General features: G+C 41.3%; 23 protein-coding genes. 16 read left to right on the top strand and 7 right to left on the bottom strand.

What is annotated here, in order from left to right; translation table 11 throughout:
- Positions 1-2: 2 nt before the first annotated feature.
- On the bottom strand, positions 3-485 hold the full coding sequence (locus J0X14_RS12750; RefSeq protein ID WP_207098181.1) for a lipocalin family protein: 483 nt from the start codon (positions 483-485) through the stop codon (positions 3-5).
- Between the two features lie 88 nt (positions 486-573).
- Entirely contained in the window at positions 574-2,550 is a 1,977-nt protein-coding gene (locus J0X14_RS12745; protein ID WP_207098180.1) for a thiamine pyrophosphate-dependent enzyme, read from the bottom strand.
- A gap of 112 nt (positions 2,551-2,662) precedes the next feature.
- Here J0X14_RS12745 and J0X14_RS12740 point away from each other — a divergent pair, with 112 nt between their 5' ends.
- The 5 genes from J0X14_RS12740 to J0X14_RS12720 all read left to right on the top strand — a co-directional run bounded on the left by J0X14_RS12740 (position 2,663) and on the right by J0X14_RS12720 (position 6,822).
- Entirely contained in the window at positions 2,663-3,613 is a 951-nt protein-coding gene (locus J0X14_RS12740; protein ID WP_207098179.1) for an isopenicillin N synthase family dioxygenase, read from the top strand.
- Between the two features lie 3 nt (positions 3,614-3,616).
- A complete protein-coding gene (locus tag J0X14_RS12735; RefSeq protein WP_207098178.1) occupies positions 3,617-3,946 on the top strand; it encodes a translation initiation factor in 330 nt (109 codons plus the stop codon).
- A gap of 123 nt (positions 3,947-4,069) precedes the next feature.
- Positions 4,070-5,002: a DUF1835 domain-containing protein gene (locus tag J0X14_RS12730; protein ID WP_207098177.1), complete on the top strand. Its 933-nt coding sequence runs from the start codon at positions 4,070-4,072 to the stop codon at positions 5,000-5,002.
- A gap of 4 nt (positions 5,003-5,006) precedes the next feature.
- On the top strand, positions 5,007-5,888 hold the full coding sequence (locus J0X14_RS12725) for a nucleoside phosphorylase (RefSeq protein WP_207098176.1): 882 nt from the start codon (positions 5,007-5,009) through the stop codon (positions 5,886-5,888).
- Between the two features lie 79 nt (positions 5,889-5,967).
- On the top strand, positions 5,968-6,822 hold the full coding sequence (locus tag J0X14_RS12720; RefSeq protein ID WP_207098175.1) for a substrate-binding domain-containing protein: 855 nt from the start codon (positions 5,968-5,970) through the stop codon (positions 6,820-6,822).
- Here J0X14_RS12720 and J0X14_RS12715 read toward each other — a convergent pair.
- Both J0X14_RS12715 and J0X14_RS12710 read right to left on the bottom strand, forming a co-directional pair.
- Complete coding sequence (locus tag J0X14_RS12715; RefSeq protein WP_207098174.1) at positions 6,812-7,219, bottom strand: response regulator; 408 nt, start codon at positions 7,217-7,219, stop codon at positions 6,812-6,814. The two genes, J0X14_RS12720 and J0X14_RS12715, sit on opposite strands and share 11 nt — an antisense overlap.
- Positions 7,220-7,291: 72 nt before the next feature.
- Positions 7,292-7,957, bottom strand: coding sequence for a uracil-DNA glycosylase (locus tag J0X14_RS12710; RefSeq protein ID WP_207098471.1), 666 nt, complete (start codon positions 7,955-7,957; stop codon positions 7,292-7,294).
- 162 nt (positions 7,958-8,119) lie between these two features.
- Here J0X14_RS12710 and J0X14_RS12705 point away from each other — a divergent pair, with 162 nt between their 5' ends.
- The 5 genes from J0X14_RS12705 to J0X14_RS12685 all read left to right on the top strand — a co-directional run bounded on the left by J0X14_RS12705 (position 8,120) and on the right by J0X14_RS12685 (position 15,411).
- Complete coding sequence (locus tag J0X14_RS12705; protein WP_207098173.1) at positions 8,120-10,291, top strand: endonuclease MutS2; 2,172 nt, start codon at positions 8,120-8,122, stop codon at positions 10,289-10,291.
- Positions 10,292-10,521: 230 nt separating this feature from the next.
- Positions 10,522-11,979 carry a Gfo/Idh/MocA family protein gene (locus J0X14_RS12700; protein WP_207098172.1) on the top strand — a complete coding sequence of 486 codons (1,458 nt, stop codon included), beginning with the start codon at positions 10,522-10,524 and terminating at the stop codon, positions 11,977-11,979.
- 162 nt (positions 11,980-12,141) lie between these two features.
- A complete protein-coding gene (locus J0X14_RS12695) occupies positions 12,142-12,444 on the top strand; it encodes an ArsR/SmtB family transcription factor (RefSeq protein WP_207098171.1) in 303 nt (100 codons plus the stop codon).
- Positions 12,445-12,556: 112 nt separating this feature from the next.
- Positions 12,557-13,357, top strand: coding sequence for a 4-hydroxy-tetrahydrodipicolinate reductase (gene dapB / locus J0X14_RS12690; protein WP_207098170.1), 801 nt, complete (start codon positions 12,557-12,559; stop codon positions 13,355-13,357).
- A gap of 197 nt (positions 13,358-13,554) precedes the next feature.
- A complete protein-coding gene (locus J0X14_RS12685) occupies positions 13,555-15,411 on the top strand; it encodes a hypothetical protein (RefSeq protein WP_207098169.1) in 1,857 nt (618 codons plus the stop codon).
- Positions 15,412-15,482: 71 nt separating this feature from the next.
- Here the strand turns inward: J0X14_RS12685 and J0X14_RS12680 are convergent, their stop codons facing one another.
- On the bottom strand, positions 15,483-17,093 hold the full coding sequence (locus tag J0X14_RS12680) for a thiol-activated cytolysin family protein (RefSeq protein ID WP_207098168.1): 1,611 nt from the start codon (positions 17,091-17,093) through the stop codon (positions 15,483-15,485).
- 312 nt (positions 17,094-17,405) lie between these two features.
- Here J0X14_RS12680 and J0X14_RS12675 point away from each other — a divergent pair, with 312 nt between their 5' ends.
- From J0X14_RS12675 to J0X14_RS12655, 5 genes are all read left to right on the top strand, one after another.
- Positions 17,406-19,295, top strand: a complete 1,890-nt coding sequence (locus tag J0X14_RS12675; protein WP_207098167.1) for a hypothetical protein — start codon at positions 17,406-17,408, stop codon at positions 19,293-19,295.
- Between the two features lie 79 nt (positions 19,296-19,374).
- Positions 19,375-20,877, top strand: coding sequence for a S10 family peptidase (locus J0X14_RS12670; RefSeq protein ID WP_207098166.1), 1,503 nt, complete (start codon positions 19,375-19,377; stop codon positions 20,875-20,877).
- A gap of 67 nt (positions 20,878-20,944) precedes the next feature.
- On the top strand, positions 20,945-21,649 hold the full coding sequence (locus J0X14_RS12665) for a hypothetical protein (RefSeq protein ID WP_207098165.1): 705 nt from the start codon (positions 20,945-20,947) through the stop codon (positions 21,647-21,649).
- A gap of 260 nt (positions 21,650-21,909) precedes the next feature.
- Positions 21,910-22,323: an EthD family reductase gene (locus J0X14_RS12660; RefSeq protein WP_207098164.1), complete on the top strand. Its 414-nt coding sequence runs from the start codon at positions 21,910-21,912 to the stop codon at positions 22,321-22,323.
- Between the two features lie 252 nt (positions 22,324-22,575).
- Positions 22,576-22,998 carry a lipocalin family protein gene (locus J0X14_RS12655; RefSeq protein WP_207098163.1) on the top strand — a complete coding sequence of 141 codons (423 nt, stop codon included), beginning with the start codon at positions 22,576-22,578 and terminating at the stop codon, positions 22,996-22,998.
- A gap of 47 nt (positions 22,999-23,045) precedes the next feature.
- Here the strand turns inward: J0X14_RS12655 and J0X14_RS12650 are convergent, their stop codons facing one another.
- Positions 23,046-23,327, bottom strand: coding sequence for a hypothetical protein (locus tag J0X14_RS12650; protein WP_207098162.1), 282 nt, complete (start codon positions 23,325-23,327; stop codon positions 23,046-23,048).
- 308 nt (positions 23,328-23,635) lie between these two features.
- On the opposite strand from J0X14_RS12650, the gene J0X14_RS12645 reads away from it, so the two are divergent.
- Entirely contained in the window at positions 23,636-24,379 is a 744-nt protein-coding gene (locus J0X14_RS12645) for a hypothetical protein (protein WP_207098161.1), read from the top strand.
- Between the two features lie 122 nt (positions 24,380-24,501).
- On the opposite strand, the gene J0X14_RS12640 is transcribed toward J0X14_RS12645, so the two are convergent.
- Positions 24,502-25,878 (bottom strand): hypothetical protein, encoded by a 1,377-nt coding sequence (locus tag J0X14_RS12640; RefSeq protein WP_207098160.1) that lies wholly within the window; start codon positions 25,876-25,878, stop codon positions 24,502-24,504.
- Positions 25,879-26,060 lie beyond the last annotated feature (182 nt).

Below are 26,060 nucleotides of genomic sequence, written 5' to 3'. Positions count from 1 at the left end.
AATTATTTTTTTGAGAATTCGTAGACTATGGTTACTGGTTGTCCGTCAACCGATACGTTGGATTTTAAGGTCATGGCTTGTTCCGTTAGGTTTACAATGTTCAAACGATAGCCATATCCCCCAGATATGTCCTTTCGGTTTTCATCGATAAACTTGAACTGCAACTGACTGCTGTAGTTCTGGGAAGGCTCAACCACGGACCATCTAAAAAAACGGTCGCCCCCGTTGCAAAGCGTGCTTTGGGCTATGGTATATCTACCGGTGCTGTTATTGTCCCGAAAGAACCAGTCACTGCCCTCAAAGCAAATATCCTCGGCATCATTAAAGATGACGGATTTAAAATTACCCGAATTGTTTTCATAAGAAATGTTGTCCAGGGACCAAGTACCACTCATGAGGTTCTGTTGGCTCCTTGCATTTTTGGAAACCGAGCACGACGCAAATACTATTCCCGCCAATGCAACAAAAAAGAATTGTTTTACCATAAGAATTTGGAGTTTTAGTTTACATATATACGTGTGAGACACCAGAATTAGTGTTTTGTTTTGTTAAAAAAACGTTAACACTTTTTTTCTAGTAAGCATAAAGGTTCAATAATTCTGATTCAAACCGCTGTTTGGGTAGATAGTTTTCCTCCAGCGCTTTGGCAAAGGGAACGGGAGTTTCCAAGCTTCCCACTCGCTTAACGGGAGCGTCCAAATACTGAAAACATTCTTCCATGACCATTGCTGAAATATCACTGGCTATACCGCCAAACAACGTATCTTCTTGTAAAATTATTAGCTTTCCTGTCTTTTTCACCGAAGTGAAGACAGTATCCATATCAAGAGGTTGAAGTGTTCGTAAATCTACGAGATCTGCGTCAATATTTGGATGTTTTTCCAATACTTCCATGGCCCAATGCACCCCAGCGCCATAACTGACCACGGTAATGGAGTTTCCAGTCCTTAGTAAATTGGCCTTTCCAAAGGGCAGGGTGTAATAATCCTTGGGAACATCGCCGTATACACTTCGGTACAGTCCTTTATGCTCAAAGAAAAGCACAGGGTTGGGGTCGTTGATGGCTGTATTCAACAATCCTTTAGCATCTGCAGGAAAAGCAGGATACACCACTTTGAGTCCAGGGGTTTTGGTAAACCACGCCTCATTGGTCTGGGAATGGAAGGGTCCTGCTCCCACTCCACCGCCACAAGGCATCCTAATGACCACATCTGCTTTTTCGTTCCAGCGGTAGTGCACTTTTGCCAGATAATTAACGATGGGATTGAATCCGGAACTAACAAAATCCGCAAATTGCATTTCAACAACTGCCTTCATTCCATTAATGGACAATCCCATAGCTGTGGAAACAATGGCAGATTCACATATAGGCGTATTTCGGACTCTACTCTTACCAAACTTAGAGGTGAAGCCTTCGGTAATTTTAAAAACCCCGCCATAATCGGCAATGTCTTGACCCATGATGATCAATTCGTTATGACGGTACATTGATTGTTCCAAGCCTTGGGAAATGGCATCTACAAAGCGAATATTCTCCAATTCTTCTATTGGTTCAATATGCTGGTAGTCAAAATATTGATAAACTTCATTTAACTCTTTAGTTTCATCAAAAGAAACTGGAGATTCGTCAAAAGCCATTTTCAAATTCTCATTGATTTCTTCGGAAATTTCCTCCTTAAGCTTTTCAATCTCCCCTTGGGAAATGATGTTTTCCTCCAAAAGAAAAGATTCGTAGTTGGCAATAGGGTCTTTCTTGGCCCATTTGTCCATCAGCTTTTCTGGAACGTATTTGGTGCCGCTGGCCTCCTCGTGACCTCGCATCCTGAAGGTTTTAAACTCCAATAGCATGGGGCGCGGCCGTTTTCGCATAGCTTTACAGAGTTCGTCCACCTTGGTGTAAACCTCCAAAATGTTGTTGCCGTCAATGATTCGGGATTCCATACCATAACCTTTGGCCCTATCTGCTAGATTCTCACAGTTGTACTGTTCATTAGTGGGGGTGGACAATCCGTATCCATTATTTTCGATGCAAAACAAAACGGGAAGGTTCCAAACTGAGGCAATATTCAAGGCCTCGTGGAAATCCCCTTCGCTGGTAGCACCTTCGCCCGTAAAGACAGCTGTGACCCGCTTTTTCCTTCCCAATAAATCGGCCAACGCGATTCCATCCGCTACTCCCAATTGAGGGCCTAAATGCGAAATCATCCCAACAATCTTATATTCTTGGGTGCCAAAATGAAAGCTTCGGTCGCGACCCTGGGTAAAACCACTCCGCTTTCCCTGCCATTGAGAAAATAATCGATGTAAGGGTATGTTTCGGGAAGTAAAAACCCCTAAGTTTCGGTGCATGGGAAGGATGTACTCTTCTGCTTTCAGGGCTTGGGTCACGCCCACTGAAATGGCCTCCTGCCCTATTCCACTGAACCATTTGGAAATCTTGCCCTGCCTCAACAAAATCAGCATCTTTTCCTCAATCATTCTGGGCTTTAGCATTCCCAAGTATAGGTCCCGTAACTTTTGGTGATCCAAATCCCCAATGTGATATCGCATATCTTGAAAATTCAACGGGATAAATGTAGTAAAAAAGCCATCCATCCCACTTCAAAATTCAGAACGTTCAGCATTATTCATTACTTTTGAACGTAATCAAAAAATTGATGGCATGAGTGCAATTCCAAGTGTAAACCTAGAAGATTTTGTATCTGGGGACCCCGTCAGAAAAGAAAAATTTGTCAAAGAGATAGGAGCTGCTTTTGAAGATATCGGATTTGTGGCGTTGAGTGGACATTTTTTGTCCGACCAGCTTGTGGAAGACCTTTATTCGGAAATCAAAAAGTTTTTTCAACTGCCCCAGGACGTAAAGGACACCTATGAGATTGAGGGCATTGGCGGTCAACGGGGGTACACCTCCTTTGGAAAAGAACATGCCAAAGGAAAAAAAGAAGGGGATTTGAAGGAGTTTTGGCATTTTGGACAGTATGTGGAGAGCAATCCAAAACTGGAAGCTGAATATCCGGACAATGTTACCGTGGCCGAACTTCCAAAATTCAATGCCGTAGGTAAGGAAACTTATAAAATGCTGGAAAAAACAGCCCAATATGTGCTTAGGGCTTTGGCTTTGCATTTGGGATTGGAAGAAACCTATTTTGATGAATACATTAAAAATGGAAATTCCATCTTACGGCCCATCCACTACCCTCCTATTACCGCAGAACCGAAAAATGCGGTGCGTGCCGCAGCTCACGGGGACATCAATCTAATTACCTTACTCATGGGAGCCCACGGGAAAGGATTGCAAGTACAAAACCATGAAGGCGAATGGGTAGATGCCATTGCCCAACCCAATGAACTGATGATCAATGTTGGAGACATGCTTTCCCGATTGACCAACAATAAATTAAAATCCACAATTCACCAGGTGGTGAACCCACCCAAGGAACTGTGGGGCACCTCCCGTTATTCCATTCCGTTTTTTATGCACCCCATTAGCGAAATGCCATTAAACTGTTTGGAGGATTGTGTAGATGAAAAACATCCAAAAGGATTTGAAGACACCACCGCAGGGGAATACCTTCATGAACGTTTGATTGAACTCGGATTGATAAAAAAATAAGATATGGACCTGCAGGATCAACTCAAGAACTTGTTTCCAGACCATGTTCCTGAGGAAAATACTGAAAATAAAAGTGAAAAGCCCGATTATTGGCTTCAAGACGACCCCATTATCTGCAAGTACGAAAAACGAAAAGGCAAACCTATCACTATTTTGGAAGGGTACAACGGAGCTGATTCGGATTTTAAGAAATTGACGAAGGACCTCAAGACCTTTTTGGGCGTAGGTGGAAGTTATAAAAACGATTCCATCATTATCCAAGGGGATTATCGTGATAAGATCATGGACTTTTTAAAAGACCATGGATTTTCCGTAAAAAGAGTTGGCGGTTGATGATTTCAACCCTTTTCCATGTTAAATCTGAATATTGAAAACCAATGTTTTATGAAAAAATTTTTGTGTTCTTGCTATAAATCTTACTTTTATTCTTCCTAACCAACGAAAACTGAACTGAAAATGAAATCACTGTTGCACATAACCAACGGGGACAGTTTCACGTCTAAATTACAATCGCTACAAGTACAGGGGGATATTATTACATGGAGGGAGATGCTCTGCGAAGGCAAAACTTTATGTACGGTTGGCAGTGAATCTTTCTGGAAAACACGATTTGAATTTTTAAACAAAAACTACAAGATTTCAAAGTCTTGGTTTGTTGAAAAAACACTGAAAGAGTATCGCTCGCTTTGTAATCACAAACAACAAGACCACATTGTACTTTGGTTTGAGTATGATTTATTCTGCCAAATCAATATGCTGGCTGTACTTAGCTGGCTGAAAACCCATAGAAGGCATGCCGAAATCTCATTGGTATGCAGTGGCAAAGAGGATGATACCGATAAATTTTATGGTCTTAGCGAACTGAGTGATGAAAAGCTCATTGAGCTTTATGAGAACAGGATTATGCTCACCCAAGACGATATAGAATATGCCGATTATGTTTGGCAATTGTACTGCAGTGATAATCCCATTCGCCTGGAAAACCTTATCAATAATGATGATTTCCAATTTGAATATCTTTCTGATGCGCTCAAAACCCATCTAAAGCGCTTTCCAACCATTAAAAATGGTCTAAACGAATTGGAAAATCACATTTTGGATGTTTCCGTCACACAAAAACCTAAATCCAAAAAGGAACTTTTAGGTAATTTATTGACCGATCAAGGATTTTATGGGTTTGGCGATTCGCAATATGAACGCATCATCACTTCCCTAAAACCCTTGTTCAATTCGTTCAATCCTGTCAAATTGACAAAGAAAGGTATGGAGGTGTTAGAAAATAAGAATAATTATTATTCTCAAATACGTGATAATCAATTATATCTAGGAGGTTCTTTAAAGTATAACTTCTTGTACAATACCGATACCAATCGTATTTTAAAGCTCTAGATATATGTCCTTAGGCAGCTCAGAATTGATTCTGAACTCTGATGGCAGCATCTACCATCTCAACCTTCTTCCCGAAGATATTGCAGATACCATAATCACTGTAGGTGATCCTGACCGTGTATCTCAAGTTTCCAAATATTTTGACTCCGTTGAACTGAAAAAGAAAAAACGGGAATTTGTTACCCATACCGGTAGTGTTTCAGGAAAACGGATTACAGTCATTTCAACAGGTATTGGAACGGACAATATTGACATTGTTTTGAACGAATTGGACGCTCTGGCCAACATTGATTTCGCTTCACGAACCATCAAGACAGAAAAAAGACAGCTCAGTTTTATACGGATTGGTACATCAGGAAGCATACAGCCAGACATCCCTATTGATTCATTTGTGTTGAGTTCCTCGGCTATTGGACTTGATGGACTTTTGCACTTTTATGACAGTGGACAGGCGCGCAACAGTGATTTGGAATCCAAGCTCAATGACTACTTAGATTGGGACACCCATAATATCAGACCTTATGCCGTGGATTTTGATGAAAAACTGGCATACCAATTTACATCAAATCGTATACGATTTGGAATAACAATCACAAATTCAGGATTTTACGGTCCGCAAGGAAGAAGTCTTCGACTGACTCCGGCTATACCCGAATTCAATGAGCGACTTGCAGCATTTTCCTATCAAAATCATCAAATCACCAACCTTGAAATGGAGACCTCGGCCATCTATGGATTAGCCAAACTACATGGACACCGAGCCATTTCGTTAAATGCAATTCTCGCGAATCGAGCCAATGGCGAGTTTTCTAAAAATGGGAGGAAAACAATTGATGAACTTATTCAATTTACATTGGAGAAAATAGCTTCTTCCGATTTGAACTAAAGTTTTGTTCACTTAATTTCCGTAAATTAAAAAGATACCAAGTGGAATCCATATTTTTAATCAACCTTAATAAAATCTTGTGAAGACCGTAAAAATAATTGGAGTTCCTGAGCACTTTAACCTACCCTGGCATTTGGCTATGGAAGATGGCGCTTTTGAAGATCGTGGCATCAACCTTGAATGGACCGATGTTCCCGAAGGAACGGGCAAAATGTGCCAACTTTTGGAGAACAATGAATCGGATTTGGCCATAATTCTCACCGAAGGTATCATCAAAAGCATTTCACAGGGAAATCCGAGTAAAATTGTCCAAGAGTTTATTTCCTCTCCCCTACTTTGGGGGATTCACGTTGCAGCAGATAGTTCCAGAAGTTCAATTCAAGATTTGAATAACGATAAAGTGGCCATAAGCCGTTTCGGTAGTGGCAGTCACTTAATGGCCTATGTAAATGCCCAAAATCAAGGATGGGACCCTGAAAAACTTGAGTTTGAAATCATAAATAACCTGGATGGCGCCATTAAAAGTCTGACCGAAGGTTCTGAGGCCTATTTCATGTGGGAACACTTTACCACCAAACCTTTGGTGGATAACCACACATTTAAATGGCTGGGAGACTGCCCTACCCCATGGCCCTGTTTTGTGATCGCTGCCACCGACTCGTTTTTAGAATCGCAACCCGGGGTATTAAAGCATATTTTAGAGGTTATCAATACCTACACAGAAGAGTTTAAGCAAATTCCGAGCATTGACCGCACTTTGGCCAACCGATATGACCAGAAGTTGGAAGATATTCAAGAATGGCTTTCCAAAACGACTTGGGGGCAAGAGCAATTATCGGAAGAAACACTCGAGGGCGTACAACAAAAGCTGTTCAGTTTAAATTTAATTGAAGAAATTAAACCAGCAGATACCTTTCTATATTCTAATCACTAAAAAAGTGCTTGGTAACCAATGCCCGAAACTTAATATCCGACAAGGGTTTCTGAACCATTTCCACAACACTGGGGTGCGTCATGGCCATGGCGTTATCATCCAGGTCCATTCCTGTAAGCACCACAATAACAACATCCTCCTTCAAGTGGTCACCAAACTTTTCCGTATAGACATCCAAGAACTCCCAACCATTCATGATGGACATATTCACGTCCAACAGCAATAAGCATGGCAAATCTTCTTTGGGGGAGGCTTTCTGTAAAAATGCAATGGCTTCCTTACCATTACGCGCTTTGTTTACTTGTAAAGAGCTGTCTAGTTGTCTTATAAAAAAGCTGTTGACCAAATTGGTGGTTTCGTCGTCATCTACCAATAAAATAGATTTCAATCTCTCCAAATCGGGACATTTCAGCTAAAGGGGCCAAACATACAGAATTCTGGACAATTACAAAACCTATTTAGCTGAACATCACCAATCTATGGATGACCTCCCCATTTTGGACAACAAACCATTGGTTTTGCTAAAATGTTGGTTGCCAAACCACAGCCCTCTATTGGCACTTAAGGGTGAAGGATGTCCCGAAGTAAGGATGTGGTGCTTAGTTTTATCAATCAAAGCCGATTTCTTCTTGGCAAAACCACCCCAAAGCAAGAATACAACCCCTTCCAATTTACTGGAAACGGTTTTAATCACAGCATCGGTGAATTGCTCCCAGCCTTTGTTCTGATGGCTTCCCGCATTATGCGCCCTTACCGTCAAAGTAGCATTAAGCAACAAAACCCCTTGATCCGCCCATCGCTCCAAATTGCCGCTCTTGGGATAAGGTTTTTCAACATCCACCTTTATTTCCTTGAATATGTTGACCAAGGATGGAGGGTGCGGAATACCATCCTTCACCGAAAAACATAATCCATTCGCCTGATTAGGTCCATGATAGGGGTCCTGTCCAATGATCACCACTTTGGTTTCTTGAAATGGACAATGATCAAACGCAGCAAAAATATCTTTACCCTTTGGGTAACAAGTGTGATTTTGATATTCATACCGCACAAAGTCGGTCAATTGTTGAAAATACGGTTTTTCAAATTCCGGTTGTAAATGCGCTTTCCAGCTTGGTTCAATGGAGACATCCATAGACTTATTCTTCTTCAATGGTGGACAAAATGGTTAAGCCCGCATCAAAACGGGTCAGCTCCAAATTTAGGGATTGAATCTAACTTAGGAAGAAAAGTCATGCCAAAAAGCAACTTTCCGTACCCGTCCAAAATTATATCTTTGCGCTGCTAGATGATGTAAATGCAAAAGATTCACCTAAAAACCCTTCAAGATTTAGAATTTCCCACCGTATTACAACAGGTTTCAACCCGTTGCAATACTGAATTGGGAAAAGAGATGGCACTGACCCTTACCCCCATTGATGGCAAAGAAGATTTGTTGGATGTTTTGGGGCAAACTTCGGAATATCTGGCATCCTTCTCCAACGACAATCGCATTCCGAATCACGGATTCGATAACATCAATGCAGAGTTATCACTTCTCAAAATTGAGAATAGCACTTTGGAGATTTCCGGATTTAGAAAGATTGGTGGAATCTGCAAAACTGTGGCCATCCATCAAAAATTCTTGAAGAAGTTCAAGGAATACTATCCATTGCTGAATAAAAAGTCAGGTGCGTTGGAAGCCAATACCGAAATCCCTGAAGCCATTGACCATGTCATTGACAAATTTGGTGAAATCAAGGATTCCGCTTCGGATGATTTAAAATACATTCGCTCCCAAATCAATGAGGTCCGGGGTAAAATCAACCAAAGCTTTGGCGCCGCTTTGACCCGTTACCAATCGTCTGATTTTTTGGATGATATCCGGGAATCTGTCGTTGAAAATCGGAGAGTTTTAGCTGTAAAAGCTATGCACCGCCGTAAAGTAAAAGGCACGGTGATGGGCAGTTCAAAGACAGGCAGTATCGTCTATATCATTCCCGATACCACCGTAGGCTACACCCGTGAGCTCAATAATTTGGAGTTTGATGAAAAAGAGGAAATACAGCGAATTCTCAACCAACTGACCGATACCATTCGTCCTTTTGCACCGTTGCTCAGGGAATACCAATCGTATCTCACGGACATAGATATCACAGCTTCCAAGGCCAAATATGCTTCGGAAATGGATGCGTTGTTGCCAGAAATCAGTGAAGAACGGGAATTATCCCTACGGGATGCCTACCACCCCTTGCTCTATCTAACCAACAAGCGCAAGAATCAAAAAACGTGGCCACAGACCATTCAACTGCATAAGGAAAACCGAATCATCGTAATTTCGGGGCCCAATGCAGGTGGAAAAAGTATTACCCTTAAGACCATTGGACTACTGCAGGTGATGCTCCAAAGTGGTATGCTGATTCCAGTTCATGAACGCAGTACCGTTTGTCTTTTTGACAAAATTTTGACAGACATTGGAGACAATCAATCTATTGAAAATCATTTAAGTACGTATAGTTACCGACTCAAAAACATGAACTACTTCTTAAAGCGGTGCAACGAGAAAACCTTATTCCTTATTGATGAATTTGGAACGGGAAGTGACCCCGAATTGGGTGGCGCTTTGGCGGAAGCGTTTTTGGAAGTGTTTTACGAGCGTGAAGCATATGGCGTCATTACCACCCACTATGCCAATCTCAAGGCCTTAGCCGATGAACTACCACATGCCACCAATGCCAATATGCGTTTTAATTCCCAAACCTTGGAACCCACCTTTCAATTGGTTTTGGGCGAAGCGGGAAGTTCTTTTACGTTTGAGGTGGCCCAAAAAAATGGAATCCCCTACTCTTTGATCAATAAAGCCAAGAAAAAGATAGAGCGTGGTAAGGTTCGGTTTGATGCCACGATTGCCAAATTGCAGAAAGAGCGGAATAAAATGGTGCAAACCGGTTCCAAATTAAAGGAAGAGGAAACCAAGGCCCGTGAAGAAGCGGATAAATTGGAGCAACTAAATTCAAAAATCAAATCAAAGTTGGAGAGCTACCAGGAGCTGTACGATCACAACCATCGCATGATTCAATTGGGCAACAAGGTAAACACCGCTGCGCAACAATACTTCATCAACAACAAAAAGCGGCCTTTGATTTCAGAACTACTTCGGATTGTGGAAACTGAAAACAGCAAGCGCAAAAAAACCACAGCACGCAAGGCGAAGGAAAAGCAACAACAGCAACAACAAGTCGCCCAAGAACTGGAACAGAAAATCAAAAAAGTGCGAGTGGAGAAAAAGGTGGAAAAGAAAAAAGCCATCCAAAAAGAGAAAAACAAACCTCGACCTGTGTTTAAAATTGGGGACCGCGTACGCCTTATGGATGGAAAGGCCGTCGGCAGTATCGACACTTTAGAAAAAGGCAAGGCGGTGGTCAATTATGGGATGTTTACCACCAATGTAAGCGTGGATCAATTGGAATTGGTGGAGGCGAAAAAATAAAACTTCTACGTAAAAGTCGTTCTTATATCCCTCCTGACCTTCATGAAATGAACACACAGATCCCTAAGAGTTGCCAAAAATCATCAAAATGATGTTTGATTGACAAGTTGACCACATCTTTTATCTCCTTCGGCATAGATTCTTTGTCCTCTAGCGAAAACTAATCAATTCCCATGCTTATTTCCGCTATCTTGTAAGCATCATTCTAATTTAAGACACGCACTACGAACATGAATCAAAAATCCAACCCCTCAGGCAGAAGAAACTTTATAAAAAACACGGCAATCGCCTCAGGCATTTTTATCGTGCCACGCCATGTCTTGGGCGGGCCAGGTTATTTGGCGCCCAGTGATCGCTTACATTTAGCGGCCATCGGTTCTGGTGGCAAAGGAGCTAGTGACATAGCCAACGCCTCCGTAAATGGTCGGGAACGGGTAGTGGCTCTTTGCGATACGGACTTTTCCGGGTCTGCAAAAAGTACAGTGGAAAAGTTTCCCAAGGCAAAACTGTTCAACGATTATCGAGAAATGCTGGATAAGGTAAAAGGCATTGATGCCGTGACCATCAGCACCCCAGACCACGTGCACGGACCGGCTGCGGCCTATGCCATGGAACGTGGCAAACACGTATACGTACAAAAACCGTTGACCCATAACATCCGCGAAGCACGAATGTTGACCCAAATGGCGCGGGACAAACAGGTCGTGACCCAAATGGGCAACCAAGGTGGTTCCAATCCACTGTTGGATATGGTTCAAAAATGGGTCGATTCGGGAGCATTGGGAAGAATCACCAAAGTGGAAATTTGGACCAATCGCCCAGTTTGGCCACAGGGATACGCCATGCCAGAACCCAATCCTGATATGAAACCCGAACATTTGTATTGGGATTTATGGTTGGGCCCTGCACCGGAGCGACCTTATATTCCAAATCTTCATCCCTTCAATTGGAGAGGTTGGTGGGACTACGGAACAGGTGCCTTGGGTGATGTAGGCTGCCATTTGATTGATATTCCATACAGAACTTTGAACCTTAAATATCCAACCGCTGCGGAATGCAGTGTGGGGACTGTATTTTCGCAAATGTGGAATCCTGATTACCATCCGGAAGGTTGCCCTGCCACTTCATTCATCACCTTAAATTATGAGGCTACCGAAAAAACAGGCGCGCCTTTGACCATGACCTGGAGCGATGGAGGTATACGCCCCTCTCACCCAGAAATCATCCCTGCCGATAGCGATATAGGTGGTCCTGGAAGTTATAATGGAGTACTAATCCATGGCGAGAATGGAGTGATTTCCACCAACATCAATGATAGCTCTCCTTTGACACCCAAATTGTATTTAAATGATGGTACCACCGAGTTTGGTCCTGAAGTTGAAGAAATGCCAGAACCAGAGTACGGGCACCAACGCAAATGGGTTGATGCCTGTAAAGCAGGTTTTGGAAGTCCAGAACATTTGGAGCTCACCTCCTCTTTTGATTATGCTGGCCCCATGACGGAAACCGTATTGATGGGTAACTTGGCCATTCGAAGCTATATGTTGCAAAAACCCAATGCTGAAGGCAATATGGAATTCTATGGTCGTAAAAAGTTGCTTTGGGATGGGGAAAATATGAAGGTTACCAACTTTGAAGATGCCAACCAATTCGTTACCCGAACCTACCGTGAGGGTTGGGAAGTCTAATAGTTTACCAAAATTTCAGTTTATATTGGGGCCTCTTTGTGGCCCCTTGCCTTTTCATAAAACCCCCATATATCTATGATTCATTTAAATATATGATAATCAATTACCCAGAATTCCTTCATTTCATTTTTATATATCGGTAATTATAGATATGTTTGCATCATGGATATTAAAATAGCGACTGAAATTGGGAAATGCCTTTCCAATCCAACACGAGTGCAAATCATGGAATGGCTGAAAGAACCAGAAAAGAATTTTCCACCTCACGAAACATTGCAGCACTTTAATGATGGGGTTTGTGTAAGCTATATTCAAGAAAAAGCAGGACTTTCCCAATCTACAGTTTCCACCTATTTGAGCAATATGGAAAAATGCGGCTTATTGGTTTTAACAAGATATGGGAAATGGTCTTACCTCAAAAGAAATGAAAAAATCATACAGGAGTATATCGATTTTATACGCTAAAATTTTATTATAACATATCTATATTTTGCAATATAACAAACTATTAATCCTGATTTTTACTTGATGATTTCAAGTATCATCTCAGCTGAAAAATTAAACTAAAACATAGACTATGATAAAAGTATTTATTGCAGGTGGAACCGGATGGGCGGGTTCTGAATTGAGTAAGGGCGTGTTCAACAATAAAAACATGGAGCTTGTTGGAGCACTTTCCAGAAAACATGCGGGCGAAAACCTTGCAGAAATTCTTCAATTAGGAACGGGGATCATTCCCGTTTTTAATAGTATGGAGACCGCATTGGCCAAAGTAGATTTTGATGTTTTGGTGGAATATACAAAACCCGAAACAGCCAAGAACAACATCCTAATGGCTCTTCAAAAAGGGAAAAAAGTTGTTGTTGGAACTTCTGGACTGACCGATATGGATTATACCGACATAGAAAAAGCTGCAATAGAACATAACACTTCGGTTTTGGCCGTTGGAAATTTTGCCCTTACCGTGGTCCTTCTTCAAAAGTTCTCTGAAATGGCGGCTAAGTACATTCCAAATTTTGAAATCATAGATTATGCGCATGAAGACAAAATTGATTCTCCTAGTGGAACAGCGCGGGAATTGGCACACCGACTTTCAAAAATCCAAAAACCCACCAAGTTTGTGGCTGAAAATGAACTTGTTGGCGAAAAAAATAGTCGGGGCGCAAATCTCAATGACGTACAAGTGCATTCCGTCAGATTGCCCGGTCATGTCATTTCCATAGAATCCATTTTTGGGCTTAAGGATGAGAAATTATCCATTCGTCATGATTCAGGTGCCAGTGCAGAACCGTATGTGAAAGGTGCTCTTTTGGCCATCGAAAAAGTTGGAAGTTCTGTTGGTTTAAAAAGAGGTTTGGACAGTGTAATGAAATTTTAGTAGAAGTCACATCAATTAAAAAAACACGTCCCCTGCCCCTACTTTTGTTGATAATTCTGCATAACCCTAACACATAACCCATTGATTGTTAGGGAAATTTACACGAAATTAGGCCTTAATTATAGACTCTACCCAATTTTTTGGGGGATTCAAACTCAAAAATTTTAACTAAAAACAAACCTTTTCGTACTGCAATCATGAAAATCACTAAGCTCGTACTTGTACTCCTTATTTCCTTCGTAAGTTTTAATCTGTTTTCACAAGGCAATTACCAAAATTTTAGAACATCAGTCTATACCCGAGCCTATGAGGTCCAAAAAATGGAAGACCCCAAATGGCTGGATTCCACTTGGCAAGTCATATCGTCCCAGTTGAAAGTGGATAAGATTTATTTGGAAACCCATCGCGATTTACTCATTGTGGATAGCAAAATCTTGAAAAAAGCCACCAAGTTTTTCGAAAAGCAAGGTATTGAAGTTGTGGGCGGCATTACCTACACCATTGATGAGAGCAATCAATTTGAGACCTTTTGCTATACCAATCCGGAACATCGCCAAAAAGCCCAAGAAATTATTGAGCATTCAGCGGCCCACTTTGATGAGGTCATTTTAGATGATTTTTTCTTTACAAGCTGTAAATGTGGCTTGTGCGTGGAAGCTAAAGGCGACAGAAGCTGGAGTGACTATCGGCTGGAGCTCATGACCGATGCTGCCAAAAATGTCATCTTGGGGCCTGCAAAAGCCGTGAATCCAGATGTGAAAATCATTATTAAATATCCCAATTGGTACGATCATTTTCATGAGCTGGGTTTCAATCTCGAAACAGAACCCAAACTCTTTGATGGGCTCTACACCGGAACAGAAACTCGGGACGCTGTGAGGAGCAATCAGCACCTTCAACCCTATTTGGGCTATCTGATATTTCGGTATTTCAACAATCTAAAGCCCGGCAAAAACGGCGGTGGTTGGGTTGATACTGGTGGTATGCGTTTTTATGATCGCTATGCTGAACAACTTTGGCTCACCATCTTGGCCAAAGCCCCCGAAATGACCCTGTTTGATTATAGGCAGTTGCTAATTCCGCTACGAGAGGATTGGATTCCTGAATGGAAAGACGAACAGGTCAGTTTTGACTACAATGGCTTTTTGCCCCTCAAATCCAATGAAACTATGGCTAAAACGGCGTTTCATTCCCTGCAAACCATTGACAAGATTGCAGGAAAATTAGGAACTCCCTATGGCATAAAAAGTTATAAGCCTTTCCATTCAAACGGGGAGGACTTTCTTCAAAACTATTTGGGGATGATTGGTATTCCCATGGATATTGTTCCTGAATTTCCTGCTAAGGACGAGATGATCATCCTCACTGCCCAGGCCCAAAAAGATGACGACATCGTAGAAAAGATTGAACAACGTTTGTTAAACGGAAAAGATGTCATTATCACATCAGGCTTATTGAAAGCATTACAGGACCGTGGCATCCGAAAAATTGTGGATTTGGAATACACAGACCGTAAAGCCATCATCACGGATTATCTGATCGGCAGGAATATGGTAGAAGGTGAAACCCCAATTACCATTCCTCAAATCGAGTACTTTACCAATGATTCTTGGGAAATGATTTCTGGTTTGGACGATGGTTTGGGTTGGCCCCTGTTACATCAAGGTAAATATGCCGATGCAACATTATATGTTCTAACGACCCCCGAGAATTATGCAGACCTCTACAATTATCCAGAAGCGGTATTGAATCAAATCCGAAATCTCGCAACCAAATCTTTGGATGTAACAATTAACGGCCCCTCAAAAGTATCGCTCTTTTTATATGACAATGATACGTTTGTGGTGGAATCTTTTAATGACAAACCTGTTGAAATACATGTGGTGATGACGAAAAAAGTAAAATCGATTACAAATATCCCTACAGGAGAAAAGCTACAAATGGAAGTAATTCCCGAAGTAAAATTCTGGGGACGCGTTTTTGCTCCAGAAAAATATAGCTATTCTGTACAATTGCCTTCGCATTCATTTAAAGGGTTTAAAATTGATAAGTAATGGATAAACAACAGCCGGCATCAAATGGTTGAACCCCACTTGAGCGGCCGACTGCGCTTTTAAAACCTAATTTATTTGATTCGGGTTATTTTAAAATGTGCGGTGATGCCCGCATTGAAATCCAAGGTGTAGGTTTGCTCTTCATTTATTACCAATTCGTCGAGTTTCACTGTGCCGGTATGTTCGCCCAAATTGGCATTGCCTAAAAGACCATTGTAGTCATACAGGTTTCCGTAGTATTCAATCTGGTCCACGGCCATATTGGGTCGGTAGGGTTTCAGCACATACACTTCGCCAATGGTGTGGGTTTTATCATTTTGCACATCCACAAAGTTTGAAGTGCCTCTACTCCAATACGGACCATCATCAATATCATTGTTGTTAATGTCCAAATAATCTGTGCCTACTTTCATTTTCATGTTCAAACTACCGTTCACTTCGGTATCCGATGGTTGGCTTCCTGTTATTTTATCGATAGTAACTTGAAATTCCGGGTACGCCACATCACAATCCCGTATTTGATATTCCGTGGACAGAACCACTTTGGCCGCTGGAAAACCTTCCTTAACATAGCTCAACTTATAGGCCAAGGGAGCTCCAGGGGAGTCTTTGGAGTAATTGCCTCCTTCAGCGATATACTCATAGATTTGGGCCGGGTTGTTCTCAACACCACTTATCGCTTGCGCAGCACTTTCACCCGACCCGCCAATGATCAACGCTTTGATACTGGAGTTGGTAATGATTTCTTTGGATTCCACATCCAATTCAAATTCACCTTCTTTTTTGCCGGCCTCTATAGCTGCATCAAAAGCACCTTTTACCTGTGATATCGTAGAATCGGATTCAATGGTATACAACACCATTCGACCATACGTGACTGAAGACACATACACTGGATTGGTGGTTCCCAAGCTTTCCAGATTGGGAAGATTGGTAAACATATCGCTTGGGGATTTCCCCGGGGAATCCAAATCTAACGTAAAGTAACGCTGAAGAAACTTTAGTACATATTTGTTTTTGTACGAAGAATTATTAAAATCAAGATTGGCCGAAACATCTTTCGTGGCATCCCTATAGTTGGCCGCAACGGCTACGGAAAGGTGTTCTTCGGAATACACTTCCGATTCGGTAACCACAAGTTGTGCAGGAGTGGCCCCAGTCACTTCACGGTTCAACAATTCATTGATGCCATCCCTCACCTCACTGAGTTTGTTCGGGTCATTAACGGTAACACTGGACTCCCCCGTGATATTGCTCAGCGAAATGGACATGGTGATAGGGGCCCTATCCGCACTGATTCGGGTATATTCTCCCGTGGGTATGGACTCTCCTTTTAACATGGAACCCGGATAAATAACATCCGTGGTGGGGTCCAAGGTGAACAATTCATTAAAACCGGGAGCACCTTTGTATGTCCGGGTCACACATTCCAGTGCAGTGTCCTCGGTATCGCGTTCAGGGTCGGTGGCGGCGTCTTCTTGAACAGAAGTCTCAGCGGGTTGGTTAAAAGCTTGAAGTTGTGCAACAGCCGCATCGAACTCTGCTGCTTCATCGTTGGAGAATTTGGGCTGTTCGGGTCCCGGTTCAACTTCATCTTTACTGCAGCCGTTACAGGCCATAAACACCAGACTCAATATAGAAACATAAAGTCCTAAGGTTAGGGGTGATTGTTTTGTTTTCATAACTATTTGGTTTTAAGGGTTCAACACTGCCGAAATTAGACCCCAATCACCCACCAGCCTATTTTTGGGCATGGACAAAGTATGGACAGCTCTCATAGATTCCATCAAAACCAAGCATGGACAGCACGTTTTTACAGAATACACCTTTCATCTATAAAACCCTTTAAAATCAATACTTAGCAGAGATTAATCACAAAAAATGCCCCGAAGATTTCATGGACTTTTTATGGACAACTGGAATTTTGAGCATAGAAACGACTGTTCGTCCAATGGAATTAATCGGTATCTTGGTAAAGCAATCAACCTCCCGCCATGAAACGATATTTCTTGCTCTTTGCCTGTTTTTTGATGACCCAATTTGGCATGTATGGTCAATATGATGCCAGTCCACAGCTTATTGACAGTTTATTGAACGCACTGCAACAATCTCCCATTGATTCATCCCGTACCCCGATTTTGGTCAATCTATGGAGAGCACATATCAACAGGGATATCGACAAAGCCTTTGGCTACGCAGACCAACTCATTGACTTGGGAAAGAAACTGGACAACGTTCCCATTCAACATACCGGGTACCAACGAATGGGAATCGCCTATTCCTATATTGATGATTATCCGTCTTCCAATAATTATTACCGGAAAGCCATGGAACTGAGCGAAAAAGCCCAAGAGTATAGCTCTACCGCCGCCATGCAAATCAACATCGCCATAAACCATTCTATCATGAGTCAGCATGACAGTACTTTGTTTTATGCCAACAAGTCCATAGAGAATTTTGCAAAGGAGCAAGACTCCACAGGAATTGCCGCCTGTTATAATGTTATTGCTGGAATGCATTTCGCCAAAGGTGCGTATCGATTGTCCTTGGAAAACAACCTAAAGGCCATGGATATTTATGACCGATATGACGACCGGAATAGTTTAAAGGATGCCATGCGGGGAATTTCCAGAAATTATTTAAAGATGCGCGATACCACAAACGCCATCAACTATCTGTTACAATTGGAACAAATGAACAGGCAGGACAATGACAAACATGGCATTATTGCCTCCCTTACCAATTTGGGAAATATATACTTGAATAAAAAGGATAGTCTGGAAACTGCCAAAAAACAATTCGATGAAAGTTGGGAGCTCTCCCAAAGCATGAAATATCCATTGGGCCAGATAAATACGCTATTCGGATTGGGGAGGTACTACCAACTAAAAGGCGAATTTCCTGAAGCCAAAACATACTTTAAAAGGTCCCTTTTCCTAGCGGATTCAATAGGTCAAACAGGAAACGTGGTTCTCAACCAAATCCATTTGGCCGAAATTACAACAGAAGAGAATGCACTGGTCGAAGGAGCCTCATGGGCCCAAAAGGCCCTATCCCTGGCAACAGCAAACGAACTGTTGGAAAATCAGGCCAAGGCCAATCAATTGTTATCGGAAATAGCCAATAAACAAAAAAAGGAAGGTTTGGCATTGACCTATTTTAAGGAATACAAAACCCTGAATGATAGCATCTACAATCTTGAAAACGGACAACGCCTCTCCGAACTCCAGACCATCTTCGAAACCGAGAAAAAAGAAGCCGAGATTGCCCTTCAAGAAGAAGAAATCAAAACATTGAACCAAGAAGTTGAAATAAGCAACCTACGGAAAGGATTGTATGCCGGGGGCATGGCCTCTGCCCTAGCCCTCTCGGGTTTGTTGGTATTTGGATTTCGGCAGCGGATGAAGAAAAACCGCATTGCCCGTGAAAAACAGGAGGAAATCTACAAGCAAGAAATCGCCCATAAAAAGAAGGAACTCACCAGTCAGACCCTACATTTGGTACAAAAGAACACCTTTATCCAAGAGTTGATGGAAAACCTGGAGAGCATTAAAAACTCCCCGGAAAAATTCAAGATGGAATTTCGGCGGATTGTGATGCTGCTCAAAAAGGAAAATGCTTCCGACAAGGATTGGGAGGTATTCAAAACCTACTTTGCTGAAGTGCACAACGACTTCGACCAAAAACTAAAGACGCTCTACCCAGATATTTCAGAAAAGGAAATTCGTTTGGCGGCCTTTTTACGCATGAACCTCACCACCAAAGAAATTGCAGCTACGCTGAACGTGCTCCCGGACAGTATCTTAAAATCCAAATACCGGTTAAAAAAGAAATTAGGATTGGACAAAGAGACAGATTTGACTACTTTCTTAAATACGTTGTAGATCAATAATTTTATTTGCAGACCGCCTTAAGTCAAATATTTAGACTTATTTTAAAGGTCTAAACCAAAAATCAACCTTAATGAAAAAATTAATCCTGGTATTTGCATTCGTTTTCTTTACAGTTAATGCATTTTCACAAGAAAAAGAAACTCAAAAGGACATTCCCGAAGCCGAAACATTTACTTCCACCCAGTCGGTTACCATTAATGGCCGAACTACACAATTGGCCACGGAAACAGGTACAGTTCAGCTAAGGGATGAAAATGACGAACCCATTGCGTTGTTTGGTTTTACACATTACCAAAAGACAAATCCATCCAATAATCGACCCATTGTATTTGCTTTCAATGGAGGTCCATTATCAGCCTCTTTTTGGCTTCATTTTGGGGTATTGGGCCCTAAACGAATTGAAACCAACGACCCTTCGTATTCCAAACCTGCTCCGTACAAGGTGGTTAATAATGAATTTTCCATTTTAGATAAGGCCGACTTGGTTATGATTGATCCCATTGGTGTTGGTTTCAGTAGACCTGTGGGTGATGCCAAATGGGAGGATTTTTGGGGCGTTGACCAAGATATTCGAAGTATTGGGCTCTTTATTGAACAGTTCCTTATAAGAACAGGCAAAATGAATTCGCCAAAATATCTTTTGGGTGAGAGCTATGGCACCTTCAGAAATGCAGGGTTGGTCAAACACCTTCAGGATAAGGGTATAGCTATGAACGGGGTGGTCATGGTTTCGGCAGTATTTGACTTGCAGCATCTGCTTTTTGGACCAGGTGACGATACCGCTTACCTGATTCATTTTCCAACCTATGCTGCTACGGCTTGGTATCACAATAAAGTAAAGAACAAGGGAGAAAATCTAGAATCCTTTTTGGATGAGGTTCGTGCATTCACTCAAAATGAATATGCCCCGGCCCTGCTTAAAGGCGACCAGTTGAGTGCCTCGGAAAAAAATGCAATGGCCCAAAAATTGGCAGACTATTCAGGGTTGAGTCAGGATTTTTATCTAAAGGCAGATTTAAGGGTCACCAATGAAGAATATTTTCAGGAATTGCTGAGAGACGAAGGCAAAACGGTAGGAAGATTGGATTCCCGATATGTGGGAATCAACGAAGACCCTTTGTCTCAAAACTCGCTAACAGACCCACAAAGTGATGCGATTTCCACGCCTTACATTGCCGCATTCAAGGATTATCTGTACAATGACCTAAAGGTGAGAAAAGATTTAACCTACACTACCACTGCTGGGTCACGTAAAGGTTTTAAATGGGACTGGAAGCACAATGGAAACATTATTTGGAACATGCAAGTTGCCACTACTACCCTACCTGACATGACTTCGGCCATGAAGCGAAACCCCAATCTCAAAATTTTGATTTTAAATGGGTACTACGATTTGGCTACCGTATTTTTTGGTGTGGAACATTCCATCAACCATATGGGCTTGGATGCGGATCTGAAGAAGAACATCATTATGAAATATTATGAAGCAGGCCACATGATGTACACACACCTGCCTTCCATGGAGAAATTCAAAAATGATGTAGATGAATTCATCGATGAAACTTCCAATTAAAGAACCTTAAAAAAGAACTTAGAAGCTTTCCCCCAGTAGTTAATTCCGTATTTAGCAATTTCTTGGTATGAAAGCCACTTCAGAAAACCGATATTTTATCTTTTCGGCCATTTGGTTTATCCTCATCGTGTTTTGGGGGTTTGCGCCGTCCTTCTATCTCTCCAAATATTTTGATAACCCCGAACCGATTCCCGCTTATCTTGTGATTCATGGAATTTCGTTCACCCTTTGGGTCTTGCTGTACGCGGTGCAAGTGTTTTTAATCCGTTACCGAAGCTACAAAACACACATGACCTTGGGTGTCCTTGGAATTGTCATCATGGCTGCAATGATTCCAACCGGTTTCTTTCCCGTCGTCTACAAGGCCTATGTGGGTACCAACACCGTCGATTCGGCGGGGCACAATGTATTTCGTCTACTGTCTGCCTATATCCTGTTCGGTTTTGCATTTGTCTACCGAAAAAAAGCCTTTCTGCACAAGCGGCTGATGCTGGGCTGCATGGTAATGTGCACCAGCGCTGCTATTTTTAGGGTGTCCTTTGATTTTGGCCTTCAAGCAAGCCAGTTGTTCAACAAGGGGGTACAGATTTTCCCGGCAGCCGTTTTGTTTCTTTTTGACTTTGTAAAGCTCAAAAAAGTAGTGTGGGTCGACTTAATTACACCCGTACTCGTTCTGGGTATCTTCTTTTTTGCCGATTACTTCTGGTTATCCTCAATGGGAGCCGGATTTATGGACATATTGGCAACCCTTTTCGTAAAACCATTTCTTTAGTTCAGACTACAGATTTCAGATATCAGATTTCTGACCTCAGACTTCGGACTTCTGACCTCTGACCTCTGACCTCTGACCTCTGACTCCTGACTCCTGACTCCTGTCTCCTGTCTCCTGTCTCCTGACCCCTGACTTCTGACCCCTGACTTCTGTCTCCTAACAATTAACACCTTACACTACCCCATGCCAAAAAACCTAATCGAATTATAACTATATTCACTTGCACAATTTTATAAAATCATCACACTAAACAACAGCATATGAAAACAAAAACCACACTCCTAGCCCTAGCCCTGATTATTCTATTGGGATTTACGAAAAATGAAGCCGCCGATTACCCCAAAATTGAAAAGGGCATGATCAAAATGACCATTTTCTACCCCAATGGCGAAGACGTAACCTTTGATATGGACTATTACATCAACAACCACATGGCCATGGCGGCCAATCTTATGGGCGATGACCTAAAAGCCATGATGATCGACAAAGGCCTCTCGGGCGGCGCACCGGACAGCCCCTCCCCTTATGTAGCCGTAGGCTATTTCTATTTTGAAAGTATGGAAGCCTTCCAAAATGCCATGGGACCCATTGGGGACAAACTACGGGCCGATGTTCCAAACTACACCAACATACAACCGGTCATCCAATTTAGTGAAGTGCAGACCGCGCAGTGATTTTCTAAGAAGTTAGATTTCAGACATCGGATATCAGACAACAGACCTCTGACTTCTGACCTCTGACCTCTGACTTCGTACTTCAAACTTCGTACTTCACGCATTGATGCGTTCAATACACTCCCAAAGTCCCTTGGCAAAGAGGGCATTTTTTCCTTATTGTTCAGTAGGTTATCTATTTGTTTTCGGAAGCAACAATATAGCGGGTTGTATGCCGTTCTTGTACCCTAACCCCAAATAAATACTAGCAAAATGATTAAAAAAATCTACTTTTCCTTGTTGGCTATGAGCCTTCTTTTTGTTTCCTGTGACAACGACGAAAATGAAACCCCTCCAGAAGAAAACAATTCCACCACAGAGTTACTGGGTATATGGAATTACGCTGCTTATATTGATAATGAAGGGGAACTGCCCGCTACCGATTGTGAACAAAATCAAATCATCGACTTTCAAGAAAACGGAGTGTTCCGTTTCACGTACTACGATGATGGCTCCGGCACCTGTGAACAAAACCAAGATGCAACGGGAAATTGGGAGGAAGTGTCTGAAGGTGTCCTGGAATTGGACTACGGAAATGATGATGTCTACGAAGTGGAATACAGCATTGCTGGTAACACCCTGACCCTTACCATTGATGAGGGCGAAGGCGAATACCAGGAAGTGTACGAAAAATAAACAAACTGCTTACCAAACCAAGAAAGGCCCTTTTTAGGGCCTTTTTTTTATTCTGTAATCTTCTCAATACACTCCCAAAACCCCTTTACGGTAAAGAGGGCATCTTTTTCGGCCTCATCCAAAGGTTCATGGGAATGGTAAATGGTAATATCGTGGAGCAGTTTTAGGGATTTTACCAGATCGGGGCCATCCAGGTGATCGGCATACTCCAAGAGTTGCACTTGGGCCGGGGTGAGCCATTGGGAAATTTTAGGCGCGCTTTGCGCTTTGTCCTTTGCAATATCTTGTTTGCAATGTGGACATTGATTTTGACTTTCTCCGTTTCGCATAATAGAGTAGGTTAAAAAAGTTAAACAAATGAGGATAGGTCACCGCGAAACGTATCAAAGCTATGCCCTGAATGGTCTAGGGACTCGCACCCATTTGCCTATCCTTTATCTTCTATTTAAGACATGTAGAGGTTGGAGGGCAATAGAATAAAAAATACGTTTCGCACTCCAAATATACATTTTAAAAGGTTACAAGTTGATAACTATTTGAAAGCTCGGTTTGTAAAGGATTGGTTTTGAGAAGGAAATGAGTGAAATTAGCCAGGATAGGTATTTTACATTCAAATAAACAAGTTGCTAGTAATTAGATGAAAAAAGAACTAATAAAAATAAATGAGAACTTTGAAAACCAAATTGACTCAGTAACTGAATTAATCCAATTTGACAAGCAAATAATGGATTTTTGTCTTCATCATCTGAAAAGTCTGAATGATAAATTAAAAGATGGAGCTCCTAAAATTAATAATCCATATTATTTAGCGGATAATGCAATAATGGCATTAGAAGGAATTAACAAAAACAAATCCTTTACAAAACACTATAGCATAATCTATAATCAATGTTTGGTACTGTTAGTTTCTCATTTCACATTGACCATTGAAAAAATCTTTTCAACTGTTTTAAAATTTCAATATTCAAATGATAAACTTCCTAAAAGCGCTAAAAATCAAATACAATTGACTTTAGATGAAATTGACGAAGTCAATCAAAATCCGAATCTTTTGAAAAAATTACTTGTCGCCAAAAAGAAACTGACTTTTCAAAACATCGAAAATGTTATTAAATCATTCGAGAATTATTTAGGGATTAAAATTGATAAAGACCAAAAATTAGACGACATAAAATTTGCATTTGAATGTAGACATTTAATTGTTCACTCAATCGCAAAAGCCGATGAAAAATTTATAAAAAACTGCAATTCGATACGAAATCGAAGTATAAAAAAAGCTGTTTATCTGGACGAAGAAATTCGATTTACCAAATCTGAATTGGAATTTGTTAAATTTTCAATGCTTTTATTTATGCAAGAACTGATAGAAAAATTAAACTAATAAAAACTACTTGCAACAATGCATAACCACAATTGCGAGGGATTAGAACTACCCCTCCCACAAGATTGTATCTCCCCCACCTGCTTTTACCCAGAAATGGGTGAACTTAAGCTACCCAAACGTTAGTATGTGAAACTAATGGATTCTATGGTATACTCCTTTATTTCATTTGGTGAAGGCGGAACTATAAATTGGCTGGATACAAAATCGTGATAGGACTCAGCTTGTAAATAAAGTGTTGGCCCTTGAAATTCCAACTCATCGATTTTCATTAAATCATATTGTTCCGTAATGGTCTCTGGTACCTTTAGGTTTTTTGGAAAATTATTTTGGTCTGAATGGACAACCCATCGGGTATTTGCACATATTTCGGCATAATTACTTCCCCAGGTATTAATTTTCCTGATATAATTCACATCAGTGCTCATTTCAAAATCAGCGATTTGAGTATTGGAAACAGATAAAGCAGGTTCACTGGGGATTTCAATCTGCGGTTTTGGCCCATATCCAAGATATTGATAACCAAAGTTCTCAAAGCTTATTATAAAGTTGGTTTTATAATAGTCAAACTCGTCTAAAAATCCAATGGGTATAGGGTCTTGTATATCCGTATTTAGGATTTCTTGAATCACATAACCTGAATCATTGGTTCTATTTTCTCCTTTAACCTGTCCCGACAAGCTAAATACATTAAAACGATTTGGAGGATATGCAGGTAGGTAGGCATAAGAATCATATTCTTGGAATTCGTCAAAACTAAAGTTCAAAGTTTCATCGATCATGGGGCTTTCAAAAAACTTATATTTTAGGTTCAGTTCCTCATCCATAATAGATACGAGATACTTGGCATCTTCGTCATAAAGATCCAATCCACTGAACTCTATTTGTAAGGCGGTATTGGCGGTATTTTTTTCAGCAATGGCGGAAGCAGAAACTCTACGCCATGGTACGGATACAAAACTGCTGTCAAAGAGTCGGAAGCCATCCGTACCTGGAATATCAGCTACCTTAAGTTTAAATTCCCCTATCGTTCCAGGTGTATCATTGTCTACCATTCCTTGATTTGGGTAGGACCAAATGCTTCCTTTCCCAATTTCAGGATAGGTTTGCAAGTAATGCTCGGCATATTCATCACATCGATCTGATTCTAGAAATCGGACTTTAAGTAGCGTAACAGAAAAACTATCAGGAATGCTATCGCTCCTTTTATCAAAAACCAATTGATCTCCCTTATCAAAAGAACGAAAGTCCAATAATTCACCCTCGCCATCATGTAATATCAGCCAATCTTTCTGTCCAACCTCAGGTTGGAAGGACTCATCTGTGGTAAACGTAAAATACACCTCTTGCGTCAGTACCGGTTCCTCAGGTGTTGGTTCTTCAGGGGTTGGTTCAACTACATCCTCTGGGTCAAGCTCATTGGTTGGGCTTGGGTCTTTGGAGCAATTGATGACAATAAAAGAAAGAAGGAAAAGTAAAATAAAATTGAGGGACTTCATTTGGTGTTAGGTTATTTTTCGCAATACAACTTATGGGAAAATAAATGTACTGATTAAACAACTAACGTTGTAATATAGATGTCCCTTTTTGATATAAGTATATATTTTGTAGACAATCAACATGTTGTTTTGCCCCTACGCACGCATAATCGTTTCTTGTGGCCCACTTGCTTTTAAGCCAG

The sequence above is a fragment of the Allomuricauda sp. CAU 1633 genome, from assembly GCF_017313225.1.
Lineage (GTDB): Bacteria > Bacteroidota > Bacteroidia > Flavobacteriales > Flavobacteriaceae > Flagellimonas.
The sequence above is the reverse complement of the archived record's forward strand: the minus strand, read 5'-3'. Positions and strand labels throughout refer to the sequence as shown.

Excerpts from the sequence above, each read along its gene's own strand:
- J0X14_RS12750 (WP_207098181.1), bottom strand. The coding sequence starts at position 485 with ATGGTAAAACAATTCTTTTTTGTTGCATTGGCGGGAATAGTATTTGCG.
- J0X14_RS12745 (WP_207098180.1), bottom strand. The coding sequence starts at position 2,550 with ATGCGATATCACATTGGGGATTTGGATCACCAAAAGTTACGGGACCTA.
- J0X14_RS12740 (WP_207098179.1), top strand. The coding sequence starts at position 2,663 with ATGAGTGCAATTCCAAGTGTAAACCTAGAAGATTTTGTATCTGGGGAC.
- J0X14_RS12735 (WP_207098178.1), top strand. The coding sequence starts at position 3,617 with ATGGACCTGCAGGATCAACTCAAGAACTTGTTTCCAGACCATGTTCCT.
- J0X14_RS12730 (WP_207098177.1), top strand. The coding sequence starts at position 4,070 with ATGAAATCACTGTTGCACATAACCAACGGGGACAGTTTCACGTCTAAA.
- J0X14_RS12725 (WP_207098176.1), top strand. The coding sequence starts at position 5,007 with ATGTCCTTAGGCAGCTCAGAATTGATTCTGAACTCTGATGGCAGCATC.
- J0X14_RS12710 (WP_207098471.1), bottom strand. The coding sequence starts at position 7,957 with ATGGATGTCTCCATTGAACCAAGCTGGAAAGCGCATTTACAACCGGAA.
- J0X14_RS12705 (WP_207098173.1), top strand. The coding sequence starts at position 8,120 with ATGCAAAAGATTCACCTAAAAACCCTTCAAGATTTAGAATTTCCCACC.
- J0X14_RS12700 (WP_207098172.1), top strand. The coding sequence starts at position 10,522 with ATGAATCAAAAATCCAACCCCTCAGGCAGAAGAAACTTTATAAAAAAC.
- J0X14_RS12695 (WP_207098171.1), top strand. The coding sequence starts at position 12,142 with ATGGATATTAAAATAGCGACTGAAATTGGGAAATGCCTTTCCAATCCA.
- dapB (WP_207098170.1), top strand. The coding sequence starts at position 12,557 with ATGATAAAAGTATTTATTGCAGGTGGAACCGGATGGGCGGGTTCTGAA.
- J0X14_RS12685 (WP_207098169.1), top strand. The coding sequence starts at position 13,555 with ATGAAAATCACTAAGCTCGTACTTGTACTCCTTATTTCCTTCGTAAGT.
- J0X14_RS12680 (WP_207098168.1), bottom strand. The coding sequence starts at position 17,093 with ATGAAAACAAAACAATCACCCCTAACCTTAGGACTTTATGTTTCTATA.
- J0X14_RS12675 (WP_207098167.1), top strand. The coding sequence starts at position 17,406 with ATGAAACGATATTTCTTGCTCTTTGCCTGTTTTTTGATGACCCAATTT.
- J0X14_RS12670 (WP_207098166.1), top strand. The coding sequence starts at position 19,375 with ATGAAAAAATTAATCCTGGTATTTGCATTCGTTTTCTTTACAGTTAAT.
- J0X14_RS12665 (WP_207098165.1), top strand. The coding sequence starts at position 20,945 with ATGAAAGCCACTTCAGAAAACCGATATTTTATCTTTTCGGCCATTTGG.
- J0X14_RS12660 (WP_207098164.1), top strand. The coding sequence starts at position 21,910 with ATGAAAACAAAAACCACACTCCTAGCCCTAGCCCTGATTATTCTATTG.
- J0X14_RS12655 (WP_207098163.1), top strand. The coding sequence starts at position 22,576 with ATGATTAAAAAAATCTACTTTTCCTTGTTGGCTATGAGCCTTCTTTTT.
- J0X14_RS12650 (WP_207098162.1), bottom strand. The coding sequence starts at position 23,327 with ATGCGAAACGGAGAAAGTCAAAATCAATGTCCACATTGCAAACAAGAT.
- J0X14_RS12645 (WP_207098161.1), top strand. The coding sequence starts at position 23,636 with ATGAAAAAAGAACTAATAAAAATAAATGAGAACTTTGAAAACCAAATT.
- J0X14_RS12640 (WP_207098160.1), bottom strand. The coding sequence starts at position 25,878 with ATGAAGTCCCTCAATTTTATTTTACTTTTCCTTCTTTCTTTTATTGTC.